This is a genomic window from Rhizobium sp. F40D2, from assembly GCF_051810745.2.
In the GTDB taxonomy this organism is placed as follows: domain Bacteria; phylum Pseudomonadota; class Alphaproteobacteria; order Rhizobiales; family Rhizobiaceae; genus Rhizobium.
In genome coordinates, this window is the sequence record NZ_JBPWQX020000002.1 from 72,222 (window position 1) to 98,292 (window position 26,071).

20 protein-coding genes and 5 pseudogenes are annotated in these 26,071 nt (G+C 61.2%); 14 read left to right on the forward strand and 11 right to left on the reverse strand.

The annotated features are described in order from the left end of the window. Positions 1-6 precede the first annotated feature (6 nt). Positions 7-267, forward strand: coding sequence for a type II toxin-antitoxin system prevent-host-death family antitoxin (locus ACS4RS_RS25035; protein WP_439012776.1), 261 nt, complete (start codon positions 7-9; stop codon positions 265-267). Further along, positions 257-676: pseudogene (locus tag ACS4RS_RS25040) on the forward strand (hypothetical protein). The gene ACS4RS_RS25035 and the pseudogene ACS4RS_RS25040 overlap by 11 nt, the downstream one beginning before the upstream one ends. Here the strand turns inward: ACS4RS_RS25040 and ACS4RS_RS25045 are convergent. Further along, positions 660-1,685 carry an AraC family transcriptional regulator ligand-binding domain-containing protein gene (locus ACS4RS_RS25045; protein ID WP_439012777.1) on the reverse strand — a complete coding sequence of 342 codons (1,026 nt, stop codon included), beginning with the start codon at positions 1,683-1,685 and terminating at the stop codon, positions 660-662. The pseudogene ACS4RS_RS25040 and the gene ACS4RS_RS25045 sit on opposite strands and share 17 nt — an antisense overlap. Positions 1,686-1,822: 137 nt before the next feature. Between ACS4RS_RS25045 and ACS4RS_RS25050 the strand changes: the two genes are divergently transcribed. The 7 genes from ACS4RS_RS25050 to lpdA all read left to right on the forward strand — a co-directional run bounded on the left by ACS4RS_RS25050 (position 1,823) and on the right by lpdA (position 9,886). Further along, positions 1,823-2,590, forward strand: a complete 768-nt coding sequence (locus ACS4RS_RS25050) for a 3-hydroxyacyl-CoA dehydrogenase (protein ID WP_439012778.1) — start codon at positions 1,823-1,825, stop codon at positions 2,588-2,590. A 20-nt stretch (positions 2,591-2,610) separates the two neighbouring features. Then, the gene (locus ACS4RS_RS25055) at positions 2,611-3,798 is read left to right on the forward strand and encodes an acetyl-CoA C-acyltransferase (RefSeq protein ID WP_439012779.1); all 1,188 of its coding nucleotides are present in this window, start codon (positions 2,611-2,613) and stop codon (positions 3,796-3,798) included. Between the two features lie 14 nt (positions 3,799-3,812). After that, positions 3,813-4,940 carry an acyl-CoA dehydrogenase family protein gene (locus ACS4RS_RS25060; protein ID WP_439012780.1) on the forward strand — a complete coding sequence of 376 codons (1,128 nt, stop codon included), beginning with the start codon at positions 3,813-3,815 and terminating at the stop codon, positions 4,938-4,940. A 64-nt stretch (positions 4,941-5,004) separates the two neighbouring features. Further along, a complete protein-coding gene (locus ACS4RS_RS25065; protein WP_439012781.1) occupies positions 5,005-6,237 on the forward strand; it encodes a thiamine pyrophosphate-dependent enzyme in 1,233 nt (410 codons plus the stop codon). Between the two features lies 1 nt (position 6,238). Next, positions 6,239-7,252 (forward strand): transketolase C-terminal domain-containing protein, encoded by a 1,014-nt coding sequence (locus ACS4RS_RS25070; RefSeq protein WP_439012782.1) that lies wholly within the window; start codon positions 6,239-6,241, stop codon positions 7,250-7,252. A gap of 3 nt (positions 7,253-7,255) precedes the next feature. Then, positions 7,256-8,485 carry a 2-oxo acid dehydrogenase subunit E2 gene (locus tag ACS4RS_RS25075; protein ID WP_439012783.1) on the forward strand — a complete coding sequence of 410 codons (1,230 nt, stop codon included), beginning with the start codon at positions 7,256-7,258 and terminating at the stop codon, positions 8,483-8,485. A gap of 3 nt (positions 8,486-8,488) precedes the next feature. Then, complete coding sequence (gene lpdA, locus ACS4RS_RS25080; RefSeq protein ID WP_439012784.1) at positions 8,489-9,886, forward strand: dihydrolipoyl dehydrogenase; 1,398 nt, start codon at positions 8,489-8,491, stop codon at positions 9,884-9,886. Between the two features lie 85 nt (positions 9,887-9,971). On the opposite strand, the gene ACS4RS_RS25085 is transcribed toward lpdA, so the two are convergent. The 3 genes and pseudogenes from ACS4RS_RS25085 to ACS4RS_RS25095 all read right to left on the reverse strand — a co-directional run bounded on the left by ACS4RS_RS25085 (position 9,972) and on the right by ACS4RS_RS25095 (position 12,773). Further along, positions 9,972-10,733, reverse strand: a complete 762-nt coding sequence (locus ACS4RS_RS25085; RefSeq protein WP_439012785.1) for an SPFH domain-containing protein — start codon at positions 10,731-10,733, stop codon at positions 9,972-9,974. Between the two features lie 28 nt (positions 10,734-10,761). Continuing rightward, entirely contained in the window at positions 10,762-12,165 is a 1,404-nt protein-coding gene (locus tag ACS4RS_RS25090; RefSeq protein ID WP_439012786.1) for an NfeD family protein, read from the reverse strand. 123 nt (positions 12,166-12,288) lie between these two features. After that, positions 12,289-12,773, reverse strand: a pseudogene (locus ACS4RS_RS25095) (hypothetical protein). Between ACS4RS_RS25095 and ACS4RS_RS25100 the strand changes: the two are divergent. Next, complete coding sequence (locus ACS4RS_RS25100; RefSeq protein ID WP_439012787.1) at positions 12,772-13,218, forward strand: hypothetical protein; 447 nt, start codon at positions 12,772-12,774, stop codon at positions 13,216-13,218. The pseudogene ACS4RS_RS25095 and the gene ACS4RS_RS25100 sit on opposite strands and share 2 nt — an antisense overlap. A gap of 70 nt (positions 13,219-13,288) precedes the next feature. Here ACS4RS_RS25100 and ACS4RS_RS25105 read toward each other — a convergent pair whose 3' ends face one another. Together ACS4RS_RS25105 and ACS4RS_RS25110 are read right to left on the reverse strand one after the other, a co-directional pair. Continuing rightward, complete coding sequence (locus tag ACS4RS_RS25105) at positions 13,289-13,522, reverse strand: conjugal transfer protein TraD (RefSeq protein ID WP_179612401.1); 234 nt, start codon at positions 13,520-13,522, stop codon at positions 13,289-13,291. Continuing rightward, positions 13,512-13,799 (reverse strand): TraC family protein, encoded by a 288-nt coding sequence (locus tag ACS4RS_RS25110; RefSeq protein ID WP_449314073.1) that lies wholly within the window; start codon positions 13,797-13,799, stop codon positions 13,512-13,514. Before ACS4RS_RS25110 ends, ACS4RS_RS25105 begins: the two co-directional genes overlap by 11 nt. 178 nt (positions 13,800-13,977) lie before the next feature. On the opposite strand from ACS4RS_RS25110, the pseudogene traA reads away from it, so the two are divergent. Beyond that, positions 13,978-18,626: pseudogene (gene traA / locus ACS4RS_RS25115) on the forward strand (Ti-type conjugative transfer relaxase TraA). Positions 18,627-18,830: 204 nt separating this feature from the next. Here the strand turns inward: traA and ACS4RS_RS25120 are convergent. Continuing rightward, a pseudogene (locus tag ACS4RS_RS25120) lies at positions 18,831-19,030 on the reverse strand (hypothetical protein); the annotation flags it as partial. A 68-nt stretch (positions 19,031-19,098) separates the two neighbouring features. Here ACS4RS_RS25120 and ACS4RS_RS25125 point away from each other — a divergent pair. Then, a protein-coding gene (locus ACS4RS_RS25125) for an IS5 family transposase (protein WP_449314074.1) occupies positions 19,099-19,859 on the forward strand; the annotation gives its coding sequence in 2 pieces (ribosomal slippage) (positions 19,099-19,426 and positions 19,426-19,859; 762 coding nt in all). A gap of 151 nt (positions 19,860-20,010) precedes the next feature. Here the strand turns inward: ACS4RS_RS25125 and ACS4RS_RS25130 are convergent. Then, a pseudogene (locus ACS4RS_RS25130) lies at positions 20,011-20,226 on the reverse strand (type II toxin-antitoxin system ParD family antitoxin); the annotation flags it as partial. A 913-nt stretch (positions 20,227-21,139) separates the two neighbouring features. Here ACS4RS_RS25130 and ACS4RS_RS25135 point away from each other — a divergent pair. Together ACS4RS_RS25135 and ACS4RS_RS25140 are read left to right on the forward strand one after the other, a co-directional pair. After that, positions 21,140-21,823: a winged helix-turn-helix domain-containing protein gene (locus tag ACS4RS_RS25135; RefSeq protein ID WP_439012791.1), complete on the forward strand. Its 684-nt coding sequence runs from the start codon at positions 21,140-21,142 to the stop codon at positions 21,821-21,823. Positions 21,824-21,947: 124 nt separating this feature from the next. Next, complete coding sequence (locus ACS4RS_RS25140; RefSeq protein WP_439012792.1) at positions 21,948-23,189, forward strand: aminotransferase class I/II-fold pyridoxal phosphate-dependent enzyme; 1,242 nt, start codon at positions 21,948-21,950, stop codon at positions 23,187-23,189. 45 nt (positions 23,190-23,234) lie between these two features. On the opposite strand, the gene ACS4RS_RS25145 is transcribed toward ACS4RS_RS25140, so the two are convergent. From ACS4RS_RS25145 to ACS4RS_RS25155, 3 genes are all read right to left on the reverse strand, one after another. Then, positions 23,235-24,293 carry an extracellular solute-binding protein gene (locus tag ACS4RS_RS25145; protein WP_439012793.1) on the reverse strand — a complete coding sequence of 353 codons (1,059 nt, stop codon included), beginning with the start codon at positions 24,291-24,293 and terminating at the stop codon, positions 23,235-23,237. 28 nt (positions 24,294-24,321) lie between these two features. Then, positions 24,322-25,092: an ABC transporter permease subunit gene (locus ACS4RS_RS25150; RefSeq protein WP_439012794.1), complete on the reverse strand. Its 771-nt coding sequence runs from the start codon at positions 25,090-25,092 to the stop codon at positions 24,322-24,324. A gap of 70 nt (positions 25,093-25,162) precedes the next feature. Next, positions 25,163-26,071 (reverse strand): ABC transporter permease subunit, encoded by a 909-nt coding sequence (locus ACS4RS_RS25155; RefSeq protein WP_439012795.1) that lies wholly within the window; start codon positions 26,069-26,071, stop codon positions 25,163-25,165.

Genomic DNA, 26,071 nt, shown 5'->3' on the forward strand with positions numbered 1-26,071 from the left:
TTTATCATGCGACAATTCACGACAGGGGATCTCAACAAGCAGGTCGGCGATGTCACCGATGCTGCGAGCCGGGAGCCGATCGTTCTTACCCGGCACAACAAGCCGCGTTTCGTGCTGATGAGCTATGAACATTACGAGCGGATGCGCAGTGGCATGGACCCGCGTCGCGCCCATCACCTCGCGGAGATGCCGGACGAACATGCCGAGTTGTTCGGCGAAGCGATCGAGCGGCTGGCGAAGGGTGAAGGCTACGACGATGAGCCATGAGTTTCGCCCGGGGGAAGTAATATCCTATCCCAATCTCTGGGCATGACAGCAGCAGCGTGGCGAGACCGAAGGGCGTAAACAGCGACCAGTTTGTGTCGTTGTTGCAATCCGCAGTGCGGGCGATGGAAATACGCACCTTGTGCTTCTGGCGGTCACCACACAGCCACCGCAGGCGGGGAGGGTTGCCCTTGAAATTCCCGACATCGAGCGCCGGCGTGCCGGTCTTGGTGATCTCAAGCAGAGCTGGATCGTCATAGACGAATACAATTACGATATTGTCGAGCAGTCCTGGTACATCGAGCCTCATCAGGAGGCTCTTGGCCGTTTCAGCAAATCCTTCGTGATGAAGATTGCCGCTATGTTCGCGAAAGCGCGAAGCCAGTCGGGCCGCGTCAAGCGGTTCGACTGACATAGGTTTGATTTTCCGCTTCCTCCCGCCGGAAAGCCTCCGGACTCTTGCCCATCCATTTCCGGAAGGCCCGGAAAAAGGCGCTGGGTTCGGAATAGCCGAGCTGCACGGCGATCTCGCCGATGGTCTTTGGCGTGTTCAGCAGCAAGTCGACGGCGAGATCCCGGCGGATATCGTCTTTGATGGCGGCGTAGCTTTGCCCCTCGTCGTGCAGGCGGTGGCGGAGCGTCGAGGGCGGCATGCGCATCTCGGCGGCAAGTGCGGCGAAGCTCGTCCAGGCATTGGGTGTGGCCTGGCTCAGGCGCCGGCGGACGGCGGCGGCGATGCCGGCATCGTAACGATAGCGCACCAGAATATTGGCGGGCGCGCTGCGCAGGAATTGTTTGAGCGCCTGTTCGCTGCGCGCCACCGGCAGATCGAGCAAGGCGCTGTCGAAGCCGAGCCGGCTGATGGCTTGCGAGAAGCGTACCGGCGCCCCGAAGAAGAGCCGGTAGTCGGCGCCTTGCCTGGGCTCGGCGCAGCGGAAATCGACGAGGCGGATCGGAATGCGCCGGCCGACCAGCCAGCAGGTGATGCCGTGCAGGATGATCCAGTAGGTGCGGTAGGCGAAGGCCGAACGCGGAGCGCCGGCGTCCCTGAGTTCGACCTCGGCAAGACCGTCGCGGACGACGAGCCGCCCGCGGGGATCGTCGAGCACGATATCGAGGAAGCGTAGCGCCCGGCGCAGCGCATGACCGAGCGTCGGCGCGTGCAGCACGCAATGGCAGAGCAGCGTGAAGCTGCCGCTGCGCATCGGCCGCGCGCCCATGCCGAAGAATTCGTCGTCGAGTTCGGCGGCGATCGCGAGCCAGAGCGCGCCATAGGTCTCGGCCGAAACCGGCTGGTCGATGACGGGCGGCAGGCCGAGGCGGGCAAGGATCGGTGCAGTCGGCTTGCCGAGCCGCCGCAGGCTGTCGAGCGCCTCCTCGACGAAACCCGGCGCGATCATGCGTCGCTCGATCTCGGCCATATCAATCCTCGTTCTATGGCAAAACTGGCCGAAACAATGAAGCAGTTTCGTCATCGCTTGCAATAGGTGGAGCGAATAAAATCATCCCTGTCGGTTGCGCTTCGAGGAGGGCATGGCCGGCAGGGAGGAACAGATCGATGCTGATCCGTGGAGCAAGTTTCATCGTCACCGGCGGCGGTTCCGGACTCGGTGCTGCGACGGCGCGCGCACTCGTCGAGGCCGGCGGGCGCGTGACGATCGCCGATCTCAATACCGAAGCGGGCGAAGAGATCGCCCGGCAATTCGGAAGTGACGCGCGCTTCGTCAAGGCCGATGTGACCGATGGCGAGGCGGCTACGGCAGTGGTTGCGGCTGCGGTCGAAGCGTTCGGCGGCTTGCGCGGATTGGTGAATTGCGCCGGTGTCGCGCCGGCCGAAAAGGTGATCGGCCGCGACGGGCCGCACCGGCTGGAAAGTTTTGCCCGCACCATCGGCATCAATCTCATCGGCACGTTCAACATGATCCGGCTCGCCGCCGCCGCGGTCCAGAATGCTGAGCCGGATGGCGAAGGCGAACGCGGCGTCATCGTCAATACGGCGTCGGTTGCCGCCTTCGACGGGCAGATCGGCCAGGCGGCCTATGCCGCCTCCAAGGGCGGGGTGGCGGCGATGACCTTGCCGATCGCCCGTGAGCTTGCCCGTTACGGCATTCGCGTCGTCTCGATCGCGCCCGGCATTTTCGAGACGCCGATGATGGCTGGTATGCCGGACGAGGTACAAGTCGCACTCGGGAAGAGCGTGCCCTTTCCGCCGCGGCTCGGCCGGCCGGCGGAATTTGCCGGGCTGGTGCGCCATATTGTTGAAAACAACATGCTGAACGGCGAGGTCATCCGCCTCGACGGCGCATTGCGGATGGGCGCGCGTTGAGCGTCGCCCAAGGAGGAAAGATGACATTGCAGGATCCTATCGTCATCACCGGTGCGGCGCGCACCCCGATCGGCAGCTTTCAGGGAGAGCTGAAGGAGGCGGCCGCACCAGAGCTCGGAGCAGCCGCGATCCGCGCAGCACTTGAGCGCAGCCGCGTCGAGGCCGAGGCGATCGAGGAGGTCGTCTTCGGCTGCGTGCTGCCGGCGGGGCAGGGGCAGGCGCCGGCGCGCCAGGCGGCCATCCATGCCGGCCTGCCCTTTGCGACGGCGGCGAGCACCGTCAACAAGATGTGCGGCTCCGGCATGAAGGCGGTGATGATGGCGCATGATTTGATCGCCGCCGGCAGCGCTTCTGTGGCTGTCGCCGGCGGCATGGAAAGCATGACGAATGCGCCCTATCTCCTAGATCGAGCCCGCGCCGGCTACAGGCTCGGCCATGGGCGTGTCGTGGATCATATGTTCCTCGACGGGCTGGAGGATGCATATGACAAGGGGCGCTTGATGGGCAGCTTCGCGGAGGATTGCGCCGAGGCCTATCAGTTCACGCGCGAGGCGCAGGACAGCTACGCCATCGCCTCTCTGACAAGGGCGCAGAAGGCGATTGCGGACGGCTGGTTTGAAGATGAGATCGTGCCGGTCACGGTCAAATCGGGCAAGGCCGAGCAGGTGGCGAGCCGCGACGAACAGCCGGGCAAGGCCAGGTTCGACAAGATCCCGACGCTGAAACCCGCCTTCCGCGACGGCGGCACGGTGACCGCCGCCAATTCCAGCTCGATCTCCGATGGCGCGGCAGCCCTGGTGCTGATGCGTCGCTCTGAGGCGGAACGGCGTGGCCTGAGGCCGCTTGCCACGATCCTCGGCCATGCCACGCATTCGCAGGCGCCCAATCTTTTCGCCACCGCGCCGATCGGCGCGTTGCAGAAGCTCTCCGACCGGACCGGCCTGGCGCTTTCCGACATCGATCTTTTCGAAATCAACGAGGCTTTTGCCGTCGTCGCCATGGCGGCGATGCGCGATCTCGACCTGCCGCATGAAAAGGTCAACGTGCATGGTGGCGCCTGCGCGCTCGGCCATCCGATCGGCGCATCGGGAGCCCGGATTCTGGTGACGCTGCTGTCGGCGCTGCAGCGATACGGACTGAAGCGCGGCATGGCCGCGCTCTGCATCGGCGGCGGCGAGGCGACGGCTGTCGCCATCGAGCGGCACTAGGGGAGGACAAGCAGATGATCCTGTCCGACCTTCAGCAGCAGATCACGGATCTCGCCCGCGACTTTGCCCGTGACCGGTTGGCGCCTGGAGCAGCCAGGCGCGACCGGGAGCATCTCTTTCCGCGGGAGGAATTGAAGGAGATGGGCGAACTCGGGCTGCTCGGCATGCTGGTGCCGGAGGCCTATGGCGGGTCGGACACCGGCGTTATCGCCTATGCTGCAGCCCTTGAGGAGATTGCCGCCGGCGACGGGCCGTGTTCGACGATCATGAGCGTGCACAGCTCCGTCGGCTGCGTGCCGATCCTGAAATTCGGCACCGAGGAGCAGCGGCAGCGTTTCCTGCCGAAACTGGCAAGCGGCGAATGGATCGGCGGCTTTGCGCTGACCGAGCCGCAGGCCGGTTCCGACGCCTCGAACCTGAAGAGCCGGGCACGGCGCGACGGTGATCACTACGTGATCGATGGCGCCAAGCAGTTCATCACCTCGGGAAAGAACGGCAATGTCATCATCGTCTTTGCCGTCACCGATCCCGATGCCGGCAAGAAGGGCATCACCGCCTTCATCGTGCCGACGGACACGCCGGGCTACGAGGTGATCCGCGTCGAGGAAAAGCTCGGCCTGCACTCCACCGACACCTGCCAGATCGCTTTCAACGCTATGCGCATTCCCGTCGAGCTGAGGCTTGGGGCGGAAGGTGAAGGTTACCGCATCGCGCTTGCCAATCTCGAAGGCGGGCGGATCGGCATTGCAGCGCAGGCGGTCGGCATGGCGCGGGCGGCCTTCGAGGCGGCGCGCGACTACGCCAAGGAGCGCACGGCCTTCGGCAAGCCGATTTTCGAGCATCAGGCCGTCGCCTTCCGCCTTGCCGATATGGCAGTGCGGATCGAGGCAGCGCGCCAGCTCGTCTTTCATGCCGCTGCCTTGAGGGAGGCCGAGCTGCCTTGCCTGTCGGAAGCCTCGATGGCGAAGCTCTTTGCCTCGGAGATGGCCGAGCGCGTTTGCTCCGATGCGATCCAGATCCATGGCGGCTACGGCTACATGGCCGATTATCCGGTCGAGCGCATCTATCGCGATGTGCGCATCTGCCAGATCTATGAGGGAACAAGTGACGTGCAGCGCATGGTGATCGCCCGCAATCTATAAGAACCATCTCCAGCCCTGCTTCCGGGGAGGGAAGCATGGCCGGCAAAGGGAGGAAAGAAAAGACATGGTGGATTCCGTTCGTTTGAGCCTGCACGTCCCCGAACCTGCCGTCCGCCCGGGCGGCCAGCCCGATTTTTCCAACGTCAAGATCGCCAAGGCCGGTTCCGTGCCGCGACCGGAGGTGGATGTCGCCTCGGAAGATATCCGCGATCTCGCCTATTCGATCATCCGCGTCTTGAACCGCGACGGCGAGGCGGTCGGTCCCTGGGCTGGGTCGCTCTCCGACGAGGAGCTGCTGAGCGGGCTTCGCAACATGATGAAGCTGCGCGCCTTTGACGCCCGCATGCTGATGGCGCAGCGCCAGGGCAAGACCTCCTTCTACATGCAGCATCTCGGCGAAGAAGCCGTCAGCTGCGCCTTCCGCAAGGCGCTCGTCAAGGGAGACATGAATTTCCCGACCTATCGCCAGGCAGGCCTCTTGATCGCGGACGACTATCCGATGGTCGAGATGATGAACCAGATCTACTCCAACGAAAGCGATCCCTTGCGCGGCCGGCAGCTGCCAATCATGTATTCGTCCAAGGAGCATGGCTTCTTCACCATCTCGGGCAATCTCGCCACCCAATATGTGCAGGCCGTCGGCTGGGCGATGGCTTCGGCGATCAAGAACGACAGCCGCATCGCCGCCGCCTGGATCGGCGACGGATCGACGGCGGAATCGGATTTCCACTCGGCGCTCGTCTTCGCCTCGACCTATAAGGCGCCTGTGATCCTCAACATCGTCAATAATCAATGGGCGATCTCCACCTTTCAGGGCATTGCCCGCGGCGGTTCCGGCACCTTTGCCGCCCGCGGTCTCGGCTTCGGCATTCCGGCCTTGCGGGTCGACGGAAACGACTATCTCGCCGTCCATGCCGTCGCCTGCTGGGCGGCCGAGCGGGCGCGGCGCAATCTCGGCCCCACGCTGATCGAATATGTGACCTACCGCGTCGGCGCGCATTCGACCTCCGATGATCCGAGCGCCTATCGGCCGAAAACGGAATCGGAGGCCTGGCCGCTCGGCGATCCCGTGCTGCGGCTGAAGAAACATCTGATCGTCAAGGGCGCATGGTCGGAGGAGCGGCATGTGCAGGCGGAAGCCGAAATCATGGACGAGGTGATCGAGGCGCAGCGCCAGGCGGAGGCGCATGGCACGCTGCATGCCGGCGGCAGGCCTTCGGTGCGCGATATTTTCGAGGGCGTCTATGCCGAGATGCCGCCGCATATCCGCCGCCAGCGGCAGAAGGCGGGGTACTGACATGACCAGGATGACGATGATCGAGGCGGTGCGCAGCGCCATGGATATCTCGATGGCGCGCGACGACAATGTCGTGGTCTTCGGCGAGGATGTCGGCTATTTCGGCGGCGTTTTCCGCAGCACGCAAGGGCTGCAGGCAAAATACGGCAGGACCCGCTGCTTCGATACGCCAATCAGCGAATCCGGCATCGTCGGCACGGCGATCGGCATGGCGGCCTATGGGCTGAAACCCTGTGTCGAAATCCAGTTCGCCGATTACATGTATCCGGCCTACGACCAGCTGACGCAGGAGGCGGCGCGCATCCGCTACCGCTCCAACGGCGATTTCACCTGCCCGATCGTCGTGCGCATGCCAACAGGCGGCGGCATCTTCGGCGGCCAGACACACAGCCAGAGCCCGGAAGCGCTCTTTACCCATGTTTGCGGGCTGAAGGTCATCGTGCCGTCCAACCCCTATGACGCCAAAGGCCTGCTGATCTCGGCGATCGAGGATCCTGATCCCGTCATGTTCCTGGAGCCGAAGCGGCTTTATAACGGTCCCTTCGATGGCCATCACGAGCGGCCGGTGACGCCGTGGTCGAAACACGAGCTCGGCGAGGTGCCCGACGGCCACTACACCATCCCGATCGGCAAAGCCGAACTGCGGCGCGTGGGATCGGCGGTGACCGTGGTGGCCTATGGCACCATGGTGCATGTGGCGCTTGCCGCGGCCGAAGATGCCGGCATCGACGCCGAGGTGATCGATTTGAGGAGCCTGCTGCCGCTCGATCTCGATACGATCGTCAAATCGGTCATCAAGACGGGCCGTTGCGTCGTCGTGCATGAGGCAACGCTGACGTCTGGCTTCGGCGCCGAGGTCGTGTCGCTGGTGCAGGAACATTGCTTCTATCACCTCGAAGCGCCTGTTGTGCGCGTCGCCGGCTGGGACACGCCCTATCCGCATGCGCAGGAGTGGGATTATTTCCCCGGTCCTGCCCGTGTCGGGCGGGCGCTTGCCGAAGTCATGGAGGCCTGAGCCATGGGCGAATTCATCATCAAGATGCCCGATGTCGGGGAAGGGGTCGCCGAGGCCGAACTTGTCGAATGGCACGTGAAGACGGGAGATCCGGTCCGTGAGGACATGGTGATCGCCGCCGTCATGACCGACAAGGCGACGGTGGAAATTCCCTCTCCCGTCAATGGCACCGTCATTTGGCTTGCCGGCGAGGTCGGAGACCGTATCGCGGTCAAGGCGCCGCTGGTGCGGATCGAGACGGCAGGCGATGTGGGCGAGGCTCAGGTCGTGCAGATCTCGCAGGCGCCGGTTGCCGAGACGGCGAAAATCGAGACGGCGAAGCCCGCCCCGGCAACGCCGGCTCCTGCGGCTGCACCGGCTGAAAAGCCGCTCGCTGCGCCTTCCGTGCGGCTTTTTGCAAGGGAAAGCGGCGTTGATCTCAGGCAAGTGCAGGGGACGGGACCTGCCGGGCGCATCCTGCGCGAGGATATCGAACAATTCCTGGCGCAGGGAACCGCGCCTGCGGCGGCCAAGACCGGTTTTGCCAGGAAGACGGCGACCGAGGAGATCAAGCTGACCGGCCTGCGCCGCCGCATCGCCGAGAAGATGGTGCTGTCCACCTCGCGCATCCCCCACATCACTTATGTGGAGGAAGTTGATATGACCGCGCTCGAGGAATTGCGTGCGACCATGAATGGCGACCGCAGAGAAGGTCATCCGAAGCTGACGGTTCTGCCCTTCCTTATACGGGCGCTGGTCAAGGCGATTTCCGAGCAGCCCGACGTCAATGCCACATTCGACGACGATGCCGGCGTCATCACGCGTTACAGCGCCGTCCATATCGGCATCGCCACCCAGACGCCGGCCGGCCTGACCGTGCCGGTGGTGCGGCATGCGGAAGCCCGCGGCATCTGGGATTGCGCCGCCGAGATGAACCGGCTGGCGGACGCGGCGCGCTCGGGCACTGCGACGCGCGACGAGCTTTCGGGCTCGACCATCACCATCAGCTCGCTCGGAGCACTCGGCGGCATCGTCTCGACGCCGGTCATCAATCATCCTGAAGTGGCGATCATCGGCGTCAACAAGATTGCCACGCGCCCGGTCTGGGACGGCGCACAATTCGTGCCGCGCAAGATGATGAACCTCTCCTCCAGCTTTGATCATCGCATCATCGACGGCTGGAATGCGGCGACCTTCGTGCAGCGCATCCGTACGCTGCTCGAAACCCCGGCGCTCATTTTCATCGAAGGCTGAGCCATGAAAGAAATTGTCTGCAAGCTCCTCGTCATCGGCGCTGGTCCCGGCGGTTATGTCTGCGCCATCCGCGCCGGCCAGCTCGGCATTGATACCGTCATCGTCGAGGCCGGCAAGCCGGGCGGCACCTGCCTGACAGTCGGCTGCATTCCCTCCAAGGCATTGATCCATGCGGCCGAGGAATTCGACGCGACGCAAAAGATGCTCGCCGGCAAGAACCCGATGGGCATCCGCGTCGAAGGCGCCTCAATCGATCTTGGCAGGACGATTGCCTGGAAGGACGGCATTGTTGGCCGGCTCACAGGCGGCGTCTCGGGGTTGCTGCAGAAGTCCCGGGTCAAGATCGTCCATGGCCGAGCTCACTTCCGCGACGGCAAGACGGTGGAGGTGGAGACGGAAACCGGCCAGCAGATCATCCGCGCCGAGACCGTGGTGATCGCCACCGGCTCCGATCCGGTGGAGCTTGCCAACCTGCCGTTCGGCGGCCGGGTCATTTCCTCGACGGAGGCGCTGTCGCTGGCAGAGCTGCCGAAGAGGCTGGTGGTGGTCGGCGGCGGTTATATCGGACTGGAGCTCGGCACCGCTTTTGCCAAGATGGGCTCGGAGGTGACGGTCGTCGAGGCGACGCCACAGGTCCTGCCGCTCTATGATGCCGAGCTGGTGCGGCCCGTCCTGCGCAGGCTGACCGATAAGAGTATCCGCGTGTTGACCGGCGCGAAGGCGATCGGTCTAACCGAAAACGGCGAGGCACTAATCGCCGAAACCTCCGATGGCCGGCGAGAAACCCTGCCGGCCGACCTCATCCTGGTCACCGTCGGCCGCCGCCCACGAACGGCCGGTTCCGGTCTCGAAGAACTCGATCTCGATCGTGCCGGCCCTTATCTGAGGATCGACGACCACTGCCGCACCTCGATGCGGGGGATTTACGCGATCGGCGACGTGACCGGTGAGCCGATGCTGGCCCATAGGGCCATGGCGCAAGGCGAGATGGTGGCGGAGATCATCGCGGGCAAGAAGCGGGCCTGGGACAAGCGCTGCATCCCCGCCATCTGCTTTACCGATCCGGAGATCGTCAGCGCCGGCCTTTCGCCCGCGGAGGCGCGGGCCCAAGGTTATGAAATCCGCACCGGCCAGTTTCCGTTCAGCGCCAACGGACGGGCAATGACGATGGTCTCGGAGGAGGGCTTCGTGCGTGTCGTCGCCCGCGCCGACACCAACCTCGTTCTCGGCCTGCAGGCGGTTGGGGCAGGTGTTGCCGAACTCTCTGCGGCTTTTGCGCTGGCGATCGAGATGGGCGCGCGGCTGGAAGACATCGCCGGCACGATCCACGCGCATCCGACCCGCAGCGAAGCGGTGATGGAGGCGGCGCTGAAGGCCCTGGGAAGCGCTCTGCATATTTGAGCCGAGCTGCCCAAGACCACGGGGCGGCGGCGTTCCGCCAGACTGCCAGCTTCTTATCATCGATGAGCTAGCCAGTGCCGTTCGATCACTTCGGCTTAACGGCCATCAGATTTCCGAACTCCATCGGGAAGGGAAATAAAATCGTCGAGGTCTTCTCGCTGGCGATGACGTTCAAAGTGCTCAAGTAGCGAAGTTGCATTGCCTCCGGCTGTCTGGCCAGGATTTCGGCGGCTTCCAGCAGCTTCGCTGCAGCTTGCTGTTCGCCCTCGGCATTGATAACCTTTGCGCGGCGTTCTCGTTCGGCTTCCGCTTGGCGAGCAATTGCGCGGATCATCGACTCGTTAATATCCACATGTTTGATCTCGACAGTGGCGACTTTAATTCCCCAAGCATCGGTCTGAGTGTCAAGGATTTCCTGAATATCCGAGTTGAGTCTGTCTCGCTCTGCGAGCATCTCATCGAGGTCGTGCTTGCCGAGCACGGAGCGCAACGTCGTCTGGGCAAGCTGGCTTGTTGCCATCATGAAATCCTCGACCTGTATTGTCGACTTCTCGGGGTCAATAACCCTGAAATAGATCACCGCGCTGACACGAACCGAGACATTGTCATGTGAGATGACGTCCTGGCTGGGGACATCGAGTACGCGCGTGCGCAAGTCGACCCGCATCATCTGCTGGACATAGGGGATAAGCAGGATCAGGCCAGGCCCCTTGACTCCGGTAAAGCGGCCAAGTGTGAACACGACGCCTCGTTCATATTCCCTCAGGATCTTGACCGCGGATGCGAGGATGGCGACCAAAATGACAATGGCTACCAAATAGAAGGCAAGATCTGCAAACATATTCATGACTTCTCCTCCTGCTTCCCGAGTGCCGTTAAGTGTCCTTAGGACGGCTCGCGACCTCGAGCGCCAGCCCATTGCGGCCGGTCACGCTGACAGGATCACCAGCAACAAGTGGTTCGGCGGAAACCGCCTTCCAGCGTTCGCCATGCGCTATGACGTACCCAGTGAGCCCCGTCCAACTCTCAACTTTACCGGATATGCCAATCATCTCCTCTGCACCGGTGGCAACCTGGCGCAAGCGCGAGGTAAATGCCAGGCGAGCTACGACAAAGCTAAAGGCAAGAGTCGCCAATGCAATTGCGCCCAGTAGGGGGCGCGACACTTCCAGGCCGGGTATATCGGTATCAAACAAAATGGTTGCTCCCAGGATTGTGGCTACCCCGCCGCCAATGCCCAAAGCGCCGAAGCTTGGCGAATGCGCCTCCGCCACAGTCAATCCCACGCCAAGGAAAATAAGCCCAAGGCCGGCAAAACTCACCGGCAGCAATGCCAGGGCATAGAGACCAAGGAGGAGGCAGATGCTGCCGATCGTGCCAGGAAGCATTGTCCCAGGTGCGAGAAATTCGAAGATCAGGCCATAGATACCGACCATCATCAGGATGATTGCGATGTTCGGATCGGTAATGACGGAAAGCAGGCGCGTGCGCCAGTCAGGCTCGAATTCCTGCACGGCCAAACCGGCGGTATCGAGCCGGACGTCTGTTTGACCGAGCCGCACCATGTGCCCTTGTGCCTTTGCAAGGAGATCGTTGACATCAACTGCCATGAAATCGATGGCATGTTCGCGCACTGCCGCAGTAGATGAAAGGCTCGCAGCTTCGCGGACAGCACGCTCTGCCCAGTCGGCGTTGCGATTGCGCAATTCCGCAAGACCGCGGATGTAAGCGACTGCGTCGTTAACGGCTTTTGCTGCATGGGCGTTGCCTGGAGCTTCTGCCTGCCTGTCGCTAGCTTCGCTCGGCTTCTTTTCGGGTTCCTCGTCACCGCCGAAAGGCGTTACGCCGAGTGCGATTGGCGTCGCCGCACCTAGATTGGTCCCGGGCGCCATGGCCGCAATGTGGCTTGCGTAGAGAATATAGGTGCCGGCGCTGGCAGCCCGCGCCCCGCTTGGCGCGACGAAGCCCGCGACAGGCACCGGCGAGGCAAGGATCGCGCGAATGATTTCCCGCATGGAGGTATCAAGGCCACCTGGTGTGTCCATTTGCAGAATGATCAGGACCGCTCCACTTTCGCCAGCACGCTGAATGCCCCGTATCACGTAGTCAGCTATCGCGGGCCCTATGGCACCATTCACCTTGAGGACGACAGATTCGCGGTTGGACGCCGACGGCCCGACGAAACACAAAGCTGAGAACAGCAAAAACAACAAGGTGAAGATTGGCGGTCGCCATCGCCAACACCTCAGTCCCCGCCTGACAATCTGCGGAACGTACATAATATTTAATCTATGTCGGGAATCACAAAGAAAAAGAAGGAGGCATCCCAGGATTTGCAGACAAGTGAAGAACGTCGAGCCTCTGCCGATTGTTATTGAGCAGGGCGGTTCGACCCTTTTCTATCACGCCGATATTGCATGCCTGATGATTCTTAGATGGCAGCAGATGCAAGCTGAAAACACGGATATAAGAAGGAAGGTCTCAAGCGATGAACAGGACAGCGGCAGAACGACCAGTCGCCTCGCTGAAATTGAGGCAGCGTAAAGTCGAAAACGCCGGCTTGCGCCACTGCTGCCCGCCCCATAGTTAGGCCGGTCGCAATCAGCGCGATATGGGCATGGATGAACCCTGACCGTTGATGCCTTTGCGGATGCAAGGCCACTCGAATCCCGAAAATCGATGCGAGCATCAACAGCACGGCGGCGCTCCAAATTCCAACGCCGGGTACCGCCAAAAGCAGGTAGATCGGCTCGCGCATGACCGGAAGAATTGTCATATGCAGCCACCAGACGGATGCACTTGAGGGGTAGCTTTCCAAGAGCAGCATGCTGAGAACGAAGACCGACGCTATCGCATAAGCCATTGATGGCCCGAGTCGCATCAGCATGAAAATAGCGATCCGCTGCGTATGTGGCCATTCGGAGCGCGTGCTGCGGGACGAACTGTGGCTGACTCCGGCGGCTGACCGCGATGGAACAGGCATCCTGCGCTCAGCGGGTCTCACCGACCGCCTCAATGGTCCGTTTGCCTCCTTCATCGGCCTGCCGCTTCATGGTGGTCTTCCGTGGCATCTGAGCACTCATCAGGGACGGAAGACTTTTGCACGGTTCATTGGCCGGCGAGATCGCACCGGCCTGGATGCGCTTGCCGCCCATCTCGGTCACGTCACACGGGCGATGACTGATGTCGGTTATGTCGGCACGGACCATAACTTGACGGACCTGATTGACGCGGAAGCGACGCGCGACACGCGAGCGGCGCTTGAAGATCTGCTGACCTCCGTTCCCGGCATGCCGGCGGCGAGCCCAGGCCAACGCCAACCTGCAATGTAGACCGCAATCGCCGTGACCACGACAGGCGCGAAAACGAATAGCAGGGCCGGATGCGGCTTCCCTCTCGCTATCATTCAGCCGCCTCCTCGATGTGTGACGGAATGCCGTCTAGCGAAGTGGCTTTGAAAGCGTCTTCTCCGATATCGCAAAGGCGCTTGTGCTCGGCGGAGCCGGGGGTGAGCTTTGCCAATTCTATGAAGCCGCCAAGCAGGAACGCCCGATCCGCCTTCGACAGTCCGGCTCGGATGACGATGCCGCCCAGTAAGATTTTCTCGCGTGTGTCGCGTTTGCGTTCAGCCGTCATGTGAAACCGCCGGCGGCGTTCCAACGCTGCTATCTGCCGGTCGGCGCGTTTGAGGAGCGGGGCCAGCACCCCCTTTCTTTTCCCCCCTGCGAAACCGCGCGGCGATCTCCTCGATGATCCGATCGACCTCCTCATCGGCGATCTCCATCTCTGCCAAGCCGGATTTCGTCGCGGCGCGGGCAAAACGCTCGGCCGATTTAACTATCAGTAGGCGTTTGCGTTCGCGCAGCTTCTCGATCTGGGCCTCGAGATCGGAGATCGATGATTTGATCGCCATTCCTGGTTCCTTTCCGGTTCAGATAATCGAACGCGAAGTGATTATACTAACTAGAATAGGATAGTAAAGTGAGCTAGGTTGCAAGCGGAAAGACGGTATCGGCCTTGTCAGGCCGATCGGTTCGAGGGCGCAATATACGTCGCTGTCGCGACATGCCTGGATCAGTCTGGAGACACCAGTGGCGATCATGTTCGTCAGAGCGCAGGTGATCAGCAGGGGAGCAGGGCGCAGCATCGTCTCGGCGGCTGCCTATCGCCACCGCGCCCGGATGGTGGACGAGCAGGCCGGCACGTCCTTCAGCTATCGGGGCGGCGCTTCCGAGCTGATGCATGAGGAACTGGCGCTGCCGGAGCAGATCCCCGGCTGGCTGCAGAAGGCGATCGACGGCCATTCGGTTGCCGGCGCCAGCGAGGCGCTTTGGAATGCCGTCGAAGCCTTCGAGATGCGGGCGGATGCGCAGCTCGCCCGCGAGCTGATTATTGCGCTGCCGGAAGAGCTGACACGAGCCGAGAATATCGGGCTGGTTCGCGAATTCGTCCGCGTCAATCTCACATCGAAAGGAATGATCGCCGATTGGGTCTATCACGACAAGGACGGCAATCCGCATATCCATCTGATGATGACGCTTCGGCCGCTGACCAAAGAGGGGTTCGGGCCGAAGAAAGTTGCTGTTCTGGGAGAGGATGGCAAGCCGTTGCGCGTCGTCACGCCGGACCGGCCGACCGGCAAGATCGTTTACAAAGTCTGGGCGGGTGACAAGGAAACGATGAAGGCCTGGAAGATTGCCTGGACAGAGGCGGCCAACCGGCATCTGGCGCTCGCCGGCCATGAGGTCCGTCTTGATGGTCGCTCCTATGCCGAACAGGGCCTCGACGGCATCGCCCAAAAACATCTTGGGCCGGAGAAGGCAGCACTCGCCCGGAAGGGCAGGGAGCTCTACTTCGCACCGGCCGATCTCGCCCGGCGCCAGCAGATGGCCGACCGGTTGCTGGCAGAGCCGGAGCTTCTGTTGACGCAGCTCGGCAATGAACGCTCCACTTTCGACGAGAGGATATCGCCAAGGCGCTGCACCGCTATGTCGACGACCCGGTCGATTTTGCCAACATCCGCGCCCGGGTGATGGCGTCGGACCAGTTGGTCATCTTGAAGCCGCAGGCGATCGATGCAGAGACGGGGAAGGCGGCCACGCCTGCCGTGTTCACCACCCGCGACATGCTGCGCATCGAGTACGACATGGCGCAGTCGGCGCGGGCATTGTCGGCGCGCGGCGGCTTCGGTGTTTCCAGGCGGCACGTTGAAGCGGCGATTGATCGCGTCGAGAGCGGCGATCCTCAAACGCCGTTCCGGCTCGATGCGGAGCAGGTCGATGCCATCCGTCATGTCTCCGGTGACAGCGGTATTGCCGCCGTTGTCGGCCTGGCAGGTGCCGGCAAATCGACGCTGCTGGCGGCAGCGCGTCTTGCCTGGGAAGGCGAGGGGCACCGGGTGATCGGTGCCGCCCTTGCCGGCAAGGCGGCGGAAGGGCTGGAAGACAGTTCCGGCATCACCTCGCGCACGCTCGCCTCCTGGGAACTGGCCTGGGCCAATGGGCGCGACACGCTCCATCGCGGCGATGTGCTGGTCATCGACGAGGCCGGCATGGTGGCCTCGCAGCAGATGGCCCGTGTGCTGAAGATTGCCGAAGAGGCCGAGGTAAAGGTCGTTCTCGTCGGCGACGCGATGCAGCTGCAGCCGATCCAGGCAGGTGCGGCCTTCCGGGCAATCACCGAACGGATCGGCTTTGCCGAGCTTGCCGGCGTGCGCCGCCAGCGCGAGGAATGGGCGCGCGACGCCTCACGGCTGTTTGCCCGCGGCGAAGTCGACAAGGGCCTCGACGCCTATGCCCAGCAGGGCCACCTGGTCGAGGCGGGCACACGCGAGGAAACGATCGACAGGATTGTGGTCGATTGGACAGAGGCACGCAAACAGGCAATCGGTCGCTCGATCTCCGAGGGCAGGGATGGCCGTCTTCGCGGAGATGAGCTGCTGGTGCTCGCCCACACCAACGATGATGTCAAACGCCTGAACGAGGCGCTGCGTGAAGTGATGGCGCAAGAGGGCGCGCTCGCCGACAGCCGCAGCTTCCGGACCGAGCGCGGGACGCGGGAATTTGCCGTCGGCGACCGCATCATCTTCCTGGAGAACGCCCGCTTCCTAGAGCCACGAGCCAGGCATTCCGGCCCACAATATGTGAAGAACGGCATGCTCGGCACGATCACCGCGACCGGCGACAAACGCGGCGATCCGCTGCTGTCGGTTCTGCTCGACAATGGCAATAAAGTCGTCTTCGGCGAGGACAGTTATGACAATGTCGACCACGGCTATGCCGCAACGATCCACAAATCTCAAGGGTCGACCGTCGACCGCAGCTTCGTGCTCGCCACCGGCATGATGGACCGGCATCTGACCTATGTGTCGATGACCCGGCATCGTGACCGCGTCGACCTTTATGCGGCGAAAGAGGATTTTGAGCCAAGACCGGAATGGGGACGCAAACCGCGTGTCGATCATGCCGCCGGTGTCACCGGCGAGCTTGTCGAAACCGGCGAAGCCAAATTCCGGCCCGAGGACGAGGATGCCGACGACAGCCCCTATGCCGATGTCAGGACGGATGACGGAACCGTCCATCGGCTCTGGGGTGTCAGCCTGCCGAAAGCGCTCGAGGACGCCGGCATCTCCGACGGCGACACCATCACGCTGCGCAAGGATGGTGTCGAGCGGGTCAAGGTCCAGATTGCCATTGTCGACGAGGAGACAGGTCAGAAGCGTTACGAGGAGAGGGAAGTCGACCGCAATGTCTGGACGGCCAGACAGATCGAAACCGCCGAAGCGCGTCAGGAGCGCATCGAACGGGAAGGTCACCGGCCGGATGTGTTCAGCCGTCTCGTCGAACGCTTGTCGCGCTCCGGCGCCAAGACGACGACGCTCGATTTTGAGAGCGAGGCGGGCTATCGCGCCCAGGCGCAAGACTTCGCCCGCCGCCGCGGGCTCGATCATCTCTCGCTTGCTGCCGCCGAGATGGAGGAAAGCCTTTCCCGGCGCTGGACGTGGATTGCCGCAAAGCGGGAGCAGGTGGAAAAGCTCTGGGAGCGGGCAAGCGTGGCGCTCGGCTTTGCCATCGAGCGGGAACGGCGCTTCGCCTACAACGAGGCTCGAACCGAATCCCAGGTCGTCTCGGGAGCAAGCGCTGGCGAAGCCCAGTATCTGATCCCGCCGACCACGTCCTTCGTCAGGAGTATCGAAGCGGATGCGCGGCTGGCGCAGCGTTCCTCACCGGCCTGGACGGAGCGGGAAACGATGCTGCGACCGCTGCTTACTAAGATCTACCGGGATCCGGCTGCAGCACTTGTCGCCCTGAATGCGCTCGCCTCGGACGCCGGCACCGAACCCCGCAGGCTCACTGATGATCTTGCCGCAGCACCCGACCGGCTCGGCCGGCTGCGTGGCTCCGAGCTGATCGTCGACGGAGGCGCGGCGCGCAACGAACGCAAGGTCGCAAAGGCAACCCTGGAGGAACTGCTTCCCTTGGCCCGGGCCCATGCGACCGGGTTCCGGCGGAATGCCGAACGGTTCGAACTCAGTGAGCAGACGCGGCGCTCCTACATGTCATTGTCGATCCCGGCGCTTTCCGAGCGCGCGCTGGCGCGCCTTATGGAGATCGAGGCGGTGCGCAACCGGGGCGGGGACGACGCCTATAAGAGCGCCTTTGCGCTCGCCGCCGAGGACCGCTCGGTCGTGCAGGAGATCAAGGCGGTCAGCGAAGCGTTAACGGCCCGCTTTGGCTGGAGTGCGTTCACCGCGAAGGTGGATGCGGTTGCTGAACGCAACATGGCCGAGCGTTTGCCGGAAGATCTGACGGCCGGCCGGCGCGAGGAGCTGACCGCACTGTTCGAAGCGGTCAAACGTTTTGCCGAGGCGCAGCATCTCGCCGAGCGGCAGGATCGCTCGAAGATCGTCATGGCTGCCAGTGTTGTTCCGGGCAAAGAGACAGAGAACGGACCGGGGAAGGAGAATGTCGCCGTGCCGCCGATGCTTGCTGCCGTCACCGCGTTCAGGACGTCGGTCGACGACGAGGCTCGATTGCGCGTGTTCTCCAACCCTTTCTATCGCCAGCAGCGTGGCGCATTGGCCAACGCCGCGACAATGATCTGGCGCGATCCGTCGGGCGCCGTCGGCAAGATCGAAGAGCTGCTCCAGAAAGGTTTTGCCGCCGATCGCATTGCCGCTGCGGTGACCAATGATCCGGCCGCCTATGGGGCTTTGCGCGGTTCGGATCGCCTGATGGACCGGATGCTGGCGTCCGGCCGGGAGCGGAAAGAGGCGATGCGGGCCGTGCCGGAAGCCGCGGCCCGCCTGCGGTCGCTTGGGACCGCCTATGCAAACACCCTCGAAGCCGAGCGTCAGACCATCATCGATGAGCGCAGGCGCATGGCGGTTGCCATTCCCGGTCTGTCGAAGGTTGCGGAAGACGCGCTTATGCGTCTGACAGCGCAGGCGAGGGAGAATGGTCGCAAACTAAATATCCCGGCAACTTCTCTCGATGCCAATATTCGCCGGGAGTTCGCCGCCATCAGCAAGGCGCTTGACGAGCGCTTCGGGCGCAATGCCATCATCCGCGGTGAAAAGGATCTCATCAATCGGGTCCCGCCGGCGCAGCGCCCGGCCTTCGCGGCGATGCAGGAGAGGTTCAAGGTCCTGCAGCAGACCGTCCGCCAGGAAAGCAGTGAGCAGATTATCGCGGAACGGCGGGAACGTGCGGTCAATCGTGGGCGCGGGATTGATCTCTGAGAGTACTGAGGTGGCGAACCGGGCTGAGCTGGAACTGCTTATGACGCGACTGTCCGTGCCAAGATTTCTATCGCGGTCACCTTCGTGGGATTAAGGAAGTTTCCCATGAACAAGATGATCTAAGGAACGTCACGCGCTCGGCGCTTTTGTATTTTGCAGCCAAGCTGGAATATCATTCTTGGCATGCAGCACACGCCATACCTAGACGTAATCGGCTTGATCGAGATAGAAGACGATATGGGGATACCCTTTTAGGATTGCGCGGCGACAATGAAGGTGAGACTCATCCTGATCGCCGCGCCATATAGGATCGTGCTACGCAGACCGGGCAAGCCGAGTTCATAGGCGTAACGTAATGAACCTGATGCAGGTTGCTCCGCGATCAGAGCATAAGTCGACTCTAGGAGTCGTGGACTCTTGGGCTTCCCAAAGGTGAGCAAATCAGATTCAAGACTGTCTTTTGGAGGCAGTCATGGGTGTTTTAGATCGTCTCATTCTTCGAGATGACCAGTGGGAGCGGATGTCTCGTCATATCATTGGCGACGATCGCACGCGCGGTTCGTCTGGACGTGACAATCGCATGTTTGTGGAAGCGGTCTTGTGGATCGTGCGGACGGGTTCGCCCTGGCGCGATCTGCCGGAGGTGTTCGGTGATTGGAACAGCGTGTTTCGCCGCTTCAGCCGCTGGAGCCAAAAGGGTGTCTGGTGGCGTGTCTTTGAGGCGATGTCGGAGGATACCGACTTCGAATATCTGATCGTCGACAGCACTATTATTCGCGCCCACCAGCACGCCTCCGGCGCAAAAAAGGGGCTGAAGATCAGGCCCTTGGCCGTTCCCGCGGCGGCTTGAGCACCAAAATCCATATGGCCGTGCGTGGCCTTGGATGTCCCGTTCGTTTCATTCTGACCGCCGGTCAGAAAGGCGATGCACCGCAAGCCGATCTCCTGATCGAAGACCTGCCAGCCGAGGTCGTCATGGCCGATACGGCCTACGACAGCGAAAGGCTACGCAAACTCATTGCCGACAAGGGCGCGCAAGCGGTCATCCCGAACAACCCCTCGCGTGCCAAGAAGTATCCGCTCGACAAGCAACTCTATGCTCAGCGTTATCTCGTCGAATGCTGCTTCTCGAAGCTCAAGCAGTTTCGACGCATCGCCACACGATATGAGAAAACCATTCGAAATTACAAAGCCATGATCGCTCTGGCCGCAACAATCCTATGGCTCAGATAAGTGTCCACAGCTCCTAGCGCATCTGCGAAGCTCAACGCGATTTGAGCGCCGGCCCCGCGAGATAATGTTCCACGGCATTCTCGACGTCCTCGCAAGCCGAGCGACGAGGAACGACGGGCCTTAAGGTCACTTGGCGACTTTGTCGCAAGGCGCGATCGCGCAAGCTGTCAAAATAGCTGGCATCAACCGCCTCGCTCACCCCTGATGAGTCGCCCTCTAACAGAAGGCCGCGCAAATGCTGCCGATCTCTATCGCGACGGATTAGTTCGCGCACGTATTCGCTGCTGGTGCCATAGCCACGCCCGGCGACCTGCTGGTCAACGAAGTGTTTCAGATTGTCCGCCAGCGAGATTTTCATGTTGCTCATGACGAATAGACAGATGGCAAAATTTGGCAAGATACGTCCTGCCGTCCAGTCCACGTAGGTTGCGAGCTGTCCACCCTCGGGGCAATGCTTCGTTAAGCCGCCCCCGGCTCCGATCTTCCTTCTGGGCCACGCTGTCAATTTCGCGACGTGAAACAGCAGTTTAGATGTCTTCGGTCTACTTTTGAAGGCGCTAAGATGTTCTTCGCACACGGTTTTGACGTACCATATCGTTCGTCCTCCCGAGCGCCAACGTTGAGTGGCGCCTCGTCGCTGACCTAGAATGTCATGAGTAACGCGCCTTTCCCATGCAAGGGGACAGTGACTCAGGGACGGTCAAAGTCCGTTATGGTAGCCTGAGGTCTCGGACATCTTCCATCTCTTCGACATCCAGATGTTTGTAAACCCTCACCCAAAAGCTGAAGTCTCCGAAGCGGCCGTCGAAGCGCGCGCCTAATGCGCACCAGGCCGCCGCCGTTTTCGCATTTGGTCCGTAAACTGATCGAGCAGCATCACTTGTATGCCCAACATCTCCATCACTCCAAATCTCAGGCGTGGACGCGGCGGCGCAGCCGAGTGAGCACTTTTCGAATATTTCGCGCATTGAAAAACCCCGTTACCGTCCGGAAACAGGCCATCAAAATATGCCGGACGTTGATCCCATCAAATGGGCCACGATCACGTGCCGTCCCTGGCAAATATGCGCTTCGGCGCGAAAATCTTCGCAACCTCAACATTATGTTGTAACAAAAGAAAAAGGCAAGCTATAAAAATACCCGGAGAGAGAGCGCTTTAGCGATTCTTTCAAACCATTTTCGAGCTAAGGGCGTGGGGCGCCAATCGATATGACGCATTTCGGTGATTATTTTGTGATATTAAAAATGGTGATAGGGGTCTCAGATGGTGAGGCCGGCCGATGAGCGGACTTCTGGCAATCGTATCCCGGGATGCTGACTATTATTTGATGCTCGAGCACATTTTGAAGGAAGCCGGATACAAGACAATACTTATCGATGTTCCGGGCGAAGCCGTGCCGACAGTCGAGGAGCGCGACGCAGCGGCGATCATCGTCGACTGCCAGCCGGGTTCGCAAATTTTGTCCGATATCGCCTTCAGCTTAAGGGAAAGAGGACTTGCCAGCGAGGTCACCCTCATCGCGCTCGTCGCCGAAAAAACCGCCTTTCTCGACATCCTGAAAGCCAACGTCGATGAGAGCTTTATAAGGCCACTGCGGCCGGAACGCCTCCTGTCGTACCTCCACAATACAATAGGCAATTCCTCCGGGAATACGCCTAGCCGCCCCCTTTCAGTATTCGACGATATGAAGTTGGACGCTGAGGGGCGGCGTGTTCTGGTACGGGGCGCGCCGATCAACCTTAGCCCGATCGAGTTTCGGCTATTGAGCGCCCTTATGGGCGACGCGGGGCGTGTTCTCAGCCGGGTCGAGCTGATAGGTATCGCTTGGCCGCAGGGAGCGTTTGTCGAACCGCGGACGGTCGATGTTCATATCGGCCGCCTCCGGCGGGCTTTGAAGCGGGCCCTTGGCCGCGATGTGATCCGGACGGTTCCAAAGGTAGGATATGCGATGGATATCGCCTGAGGTTTATGAACCTCGTCACGTTCACATCTTCACCGAAAATTCTCCAAAACTTGCTGCCGACTTCGTTGCATAAACAAATTGCTCGCGGTTAGCGTGTGGTCAGTCCAACGTTTGGGAGCACAAAATGCAAGAGGCCGCTTCGGGTGCCAGGTCGCCCACGATATCTCACAGAAACACCGCCAGTTTGATCAGGCATGCGGATCCTAACTTCGCCGCAGCCCTTCTCGATGGCGCGATGGCACTTTATGTCCATCCGTCGGACGGTCGAGCCGTGGCGCTGCCGATATCAGGGAGCCGATCGCAGCGTGTTATCGACTTCGTCCGCTGCTCCTATCTCGGGCTCGATAATCATCCAGCGATCATCGAGGGCGCAATCGAGACCGTTCGGCGCTACGGAACGCTGCACTGGTCCTGCGCCCGCACGCGGCTCAATTTTGCGGTCCTCGGAGATCTCGAGGAGGCTCTCTCTGACCTTTTCGCCGCAAGGGTCATTACCTACACAACAGTTCTCGCCGCCAACATGAGCGCTCTTCCACTGATTGCGTCCGGAGTTTTGACCGGTGGCAAAAAACCCGTGATGGTGTTCGATCGCCTCGCCCATGCGACACTTGCCTTCAACAAGCCTGTCGTTGCCGAAGAATGCGAGGTTCGCACCATAGGCCACAACGATCTTCAGGCGCTGGAAGACATTTGCCGTCAGCATGAGACGGTCGCCTTTGTTTGTGACGGTGTCTACTCCATGGGTGGCTGTGCGCCGATCAAGGAATTGCGTGAACTTCAGGAGCGATACGGCCTCTTCCTCTACATCGATGATGCTCACGGCATATCGCTCTTCGGAGAAAGAGGCGAAGGTTTTGCCCGTACGCAAATGCCCGAGGGTCTCGGAGAGCGGACCATAATCGCGGCCTCACTCGGCAAGGGCTTCGGCGCTTCAGGCGGCATGCTCATGCTTGCAACGCCGTTTCAGGAGGAAATCTTTCGCCGATTTGCCCTTGCGCATGCCTTTTCGGCCTCGATCAATGTTGCGGCAATTGGTGCTGCCCTCGCCTCCCAGGCTCTCCATCGCACGCCGGAACTCGGCGTGCGGCAAAAGGCATTGGCCGAATACATTTCTCTGTTCGACGAACTGGTGCCGACCGCACAGGCTGGATCCCGACTTCCTATCCGGACCGTTGTCGTCGGTGACGAGCTTGCGGCAATCGGTGCTGCAAGAGTGGTGCTCGATGCCGGTTACTATACATCGGCCATATTCTTTCCGACGGTTGCTAAGGGGAGGGCGGGGCTACGCATATGTCCGACCGCCAGCCACACGGCCGCCGAAGTGCGAGACGTCGCCGCTGCCATCAATCGCGCCCTCAAGGGCTAGCGATCGGTCTTCAGCCCCGAGCGCTTCTTGCCTGGGGCTGATTCGTCATCGGATCCAAGCGTTCCAACGCTCAAGCATCATCGCGGCATTTTCATTGATCCATTTGGCGTCCGGAATGACGATGTAATCTCTGATATCATCGTCGCTCGGCAGTGCCGCACGTGCTGCCGGCGACATCGATCCGATCGCCTTGCGACTGGGTGGCGTGCAGAGGAGTTCCTCGCAGACTTTCGCCTGGGCTTCAGGATGATCAAGCCAGTAGCCGACCAGCTTCAACGCGTTCGCCCGGTTCGGCGCGCCCTTGATGATGGTCAAGCGATCACCGACGAGGAAAGAAGCCTGCTTGGACCAGGTGATCTGGCGGCCTTCAGCCTTCAGGGTGTTTGCGCGCGTCAGCCAGATTTGCCCGATGCTGTAGTCGCCGTTGCGAAAGCCTTGGACACTCTGATCACCGGTTTTCCACCAAAGCGATATCGCCGGACGGATCTCGTCGAGCTTTTTGAGTGCGCGGTCGACGTCCAGCGGAAAGAGCTTGTCGCGCGGGACACCATCGGCCAGCAATGCGGCAGCCATGACCCGCCATGGATCGTCGAAATTCGGAAACGATCGGCCGCCGGGAAATTTTATCTGGTCCCACATGTCAGCCCAGCTCGACGGGTTTCCTTCCTTGAAGCCAGAGGGGTCGTAAGCCATGAGCGTTGCGGTCGAAAAAAGCCTGGCCCCGGCACTGACACAGGCATCCTCGACCAAGTCTGGCCGGCCGCGGAACGGCTTGCAAAATTGGGTGAGGTCTTCAGAGGTCAGCCGATGTGTTTCAGCGCTCGCCTGGATCTCGCCGTCCGGATAAAGATCCCAGGTCACATTGCCAGTCTTGACCATAGCCGAAGCTTTCGCTCGCATCTCCGCATTCGTTGCGGCTACCGAAACGACTGTGATGCCGGTCTCTTCGGTAAACGGCTCGAACCAGAATTTCCGGAGCGCTGCATCGTAGGCGCCACCCGTGGTCGCAATGACCACCTGCTCCTCAGCATACGCTGCCCCCGCACCAGCTAGCACAAGGCAAGCCGCAAGCAGCAAAGTTTTGATCTCGATCCGTTTTTTCATCGCGTTTTCCTCTGTGAATATGGCCACGTTAGTTCTCCCCGCGGCCAGTTAGGAGATGGATGGAACCCATGAGGACGAGCGATACCGCGACGAGCAGCGTCGAAACCGATGCGATGACTGGGGTAAGATTGAAATCGATGTCTTCAAACATCTTGCGGCTGATCGTTTTGCCGCCGGTATCGGAGATGAAGAATGCGACCGTTGCCTCATCGAAAGACGCCAGAAATGCGAAGACTGAAGCAGCAGCGACTGCCGGCGAAATGTTTGGAAGTACGATGCTGAAGAAGGTGCGGCTCCGGCTTGCCCCGCAATTCAATGCGGCCAGTTCAAGGGACGGGTCGAAACGCTCGAGTGCCGCCGATACGGTAATGATGACGTAGGGGACGGAAAGCACGGTGTGTGCGATCAGGAAACCAGCAAAATTGCCCGTCAGGCCTAGCGGTGAGAAAATCAGATAGAGAGCAACACCGAAGACGACATGGGGGACAATCATTGGCCCGAGCGCCAGCGCCTGCAGAAAAGCCTTGCCCGGCAGATTGCCGCGAACGAGCCCGATAGAGGCCAATGTTCCGATTGCGGTCGAAGCGATGGTTGTCGACAGCGCAGTCTTCAGACTGAAAATCGTCGCCGCGCGCCAGTCCGGATCGGAAAGAAATTCGCTATACCAGCGGAGCGTCAAGCCCTTCGGAGGGAACTCGATATAGCTGCCATCATTCAGCGAAATCGGGATCACGACTAGCGTCGGCAGCACCAGGAAAAACAGGATCGCGCCAATCACAGATCCCCCGAGAAGCCGCAAGATTGCCTTAGCATAAGGTCGATGGCTGCTATTGACGGGAGAAGCGGGGAGTGCCGCGGCGGCTGCTGGCTCAGTTAACACTGTTCATTCCTTTGCTGATGGAAAGGGCTTTGCGGAACACAAGGACAATCGCGAGCGTCGTGGTAAGAAGGACCGTCGCGAGCGCTGCTGCGAATGGCCAGTCAAGCAGGACGATGGTTTGCTGGCCGATCAGCGTTGCCATCATCAATGCCCCCGGTCCGCCAACGAGGGCCGGCGTGATATAAAAGCCGATCGCCAGGATGAAGCACATAACGCACCCGGCAAAGATGCCAGGCAGGCTGAGCGGCAAGGTCACGCGCATGAAGGCGTCCACCGGGCCGGCGCCGAGATTGCGGGCGGCCTGGCTATATTCGGCAGGAATAGTGCGAAGAGCATTGCAGATCGGCAGGATCATGAAGGGCAGCAGAACATGTGTCATCGCGAGAATGACGGCGCCCTCGGTATAGAGGAGCTTCAAAGGACTGGGGATGACACCGCTTTCAATGAACAAGCCATTGACGACCCCGTTTCGCTGCAGCAGCACGATCCAAGCGTATGATCGCACCAGCACTGAGGTCCACAGCGGCACGAACACCGCCGCCGCAACGATCATTGCAGTCTTGCCTCTGGTGCGCGCCATGAGAAAGGCAACCGGATATCCGAGTGACAGGCTCGCCACAGTGACAATTGCACCCGTCTGCAGCGTGCGAAGTAGGACGTCGACGTAAAGTGGCTCGTTGACGATCCGCCGGTAGTAGTCGAGCGTGAATTCCGGCGCCATGACGCTCAAAGAGATGAGCCGGCCGATCGGATAGAGGAAGCCCGCTGCCAGTAGGAACATCAGCGGGGCAATCAGCACGAGCGTCAGCGCGTGCGAATAACGGCGGGCCGAGTACGAGAACAGCCAGCTTGCTGAAACGGGCGGTGCTGGTGCGAGATTGTCGACGGTCATGGTCAT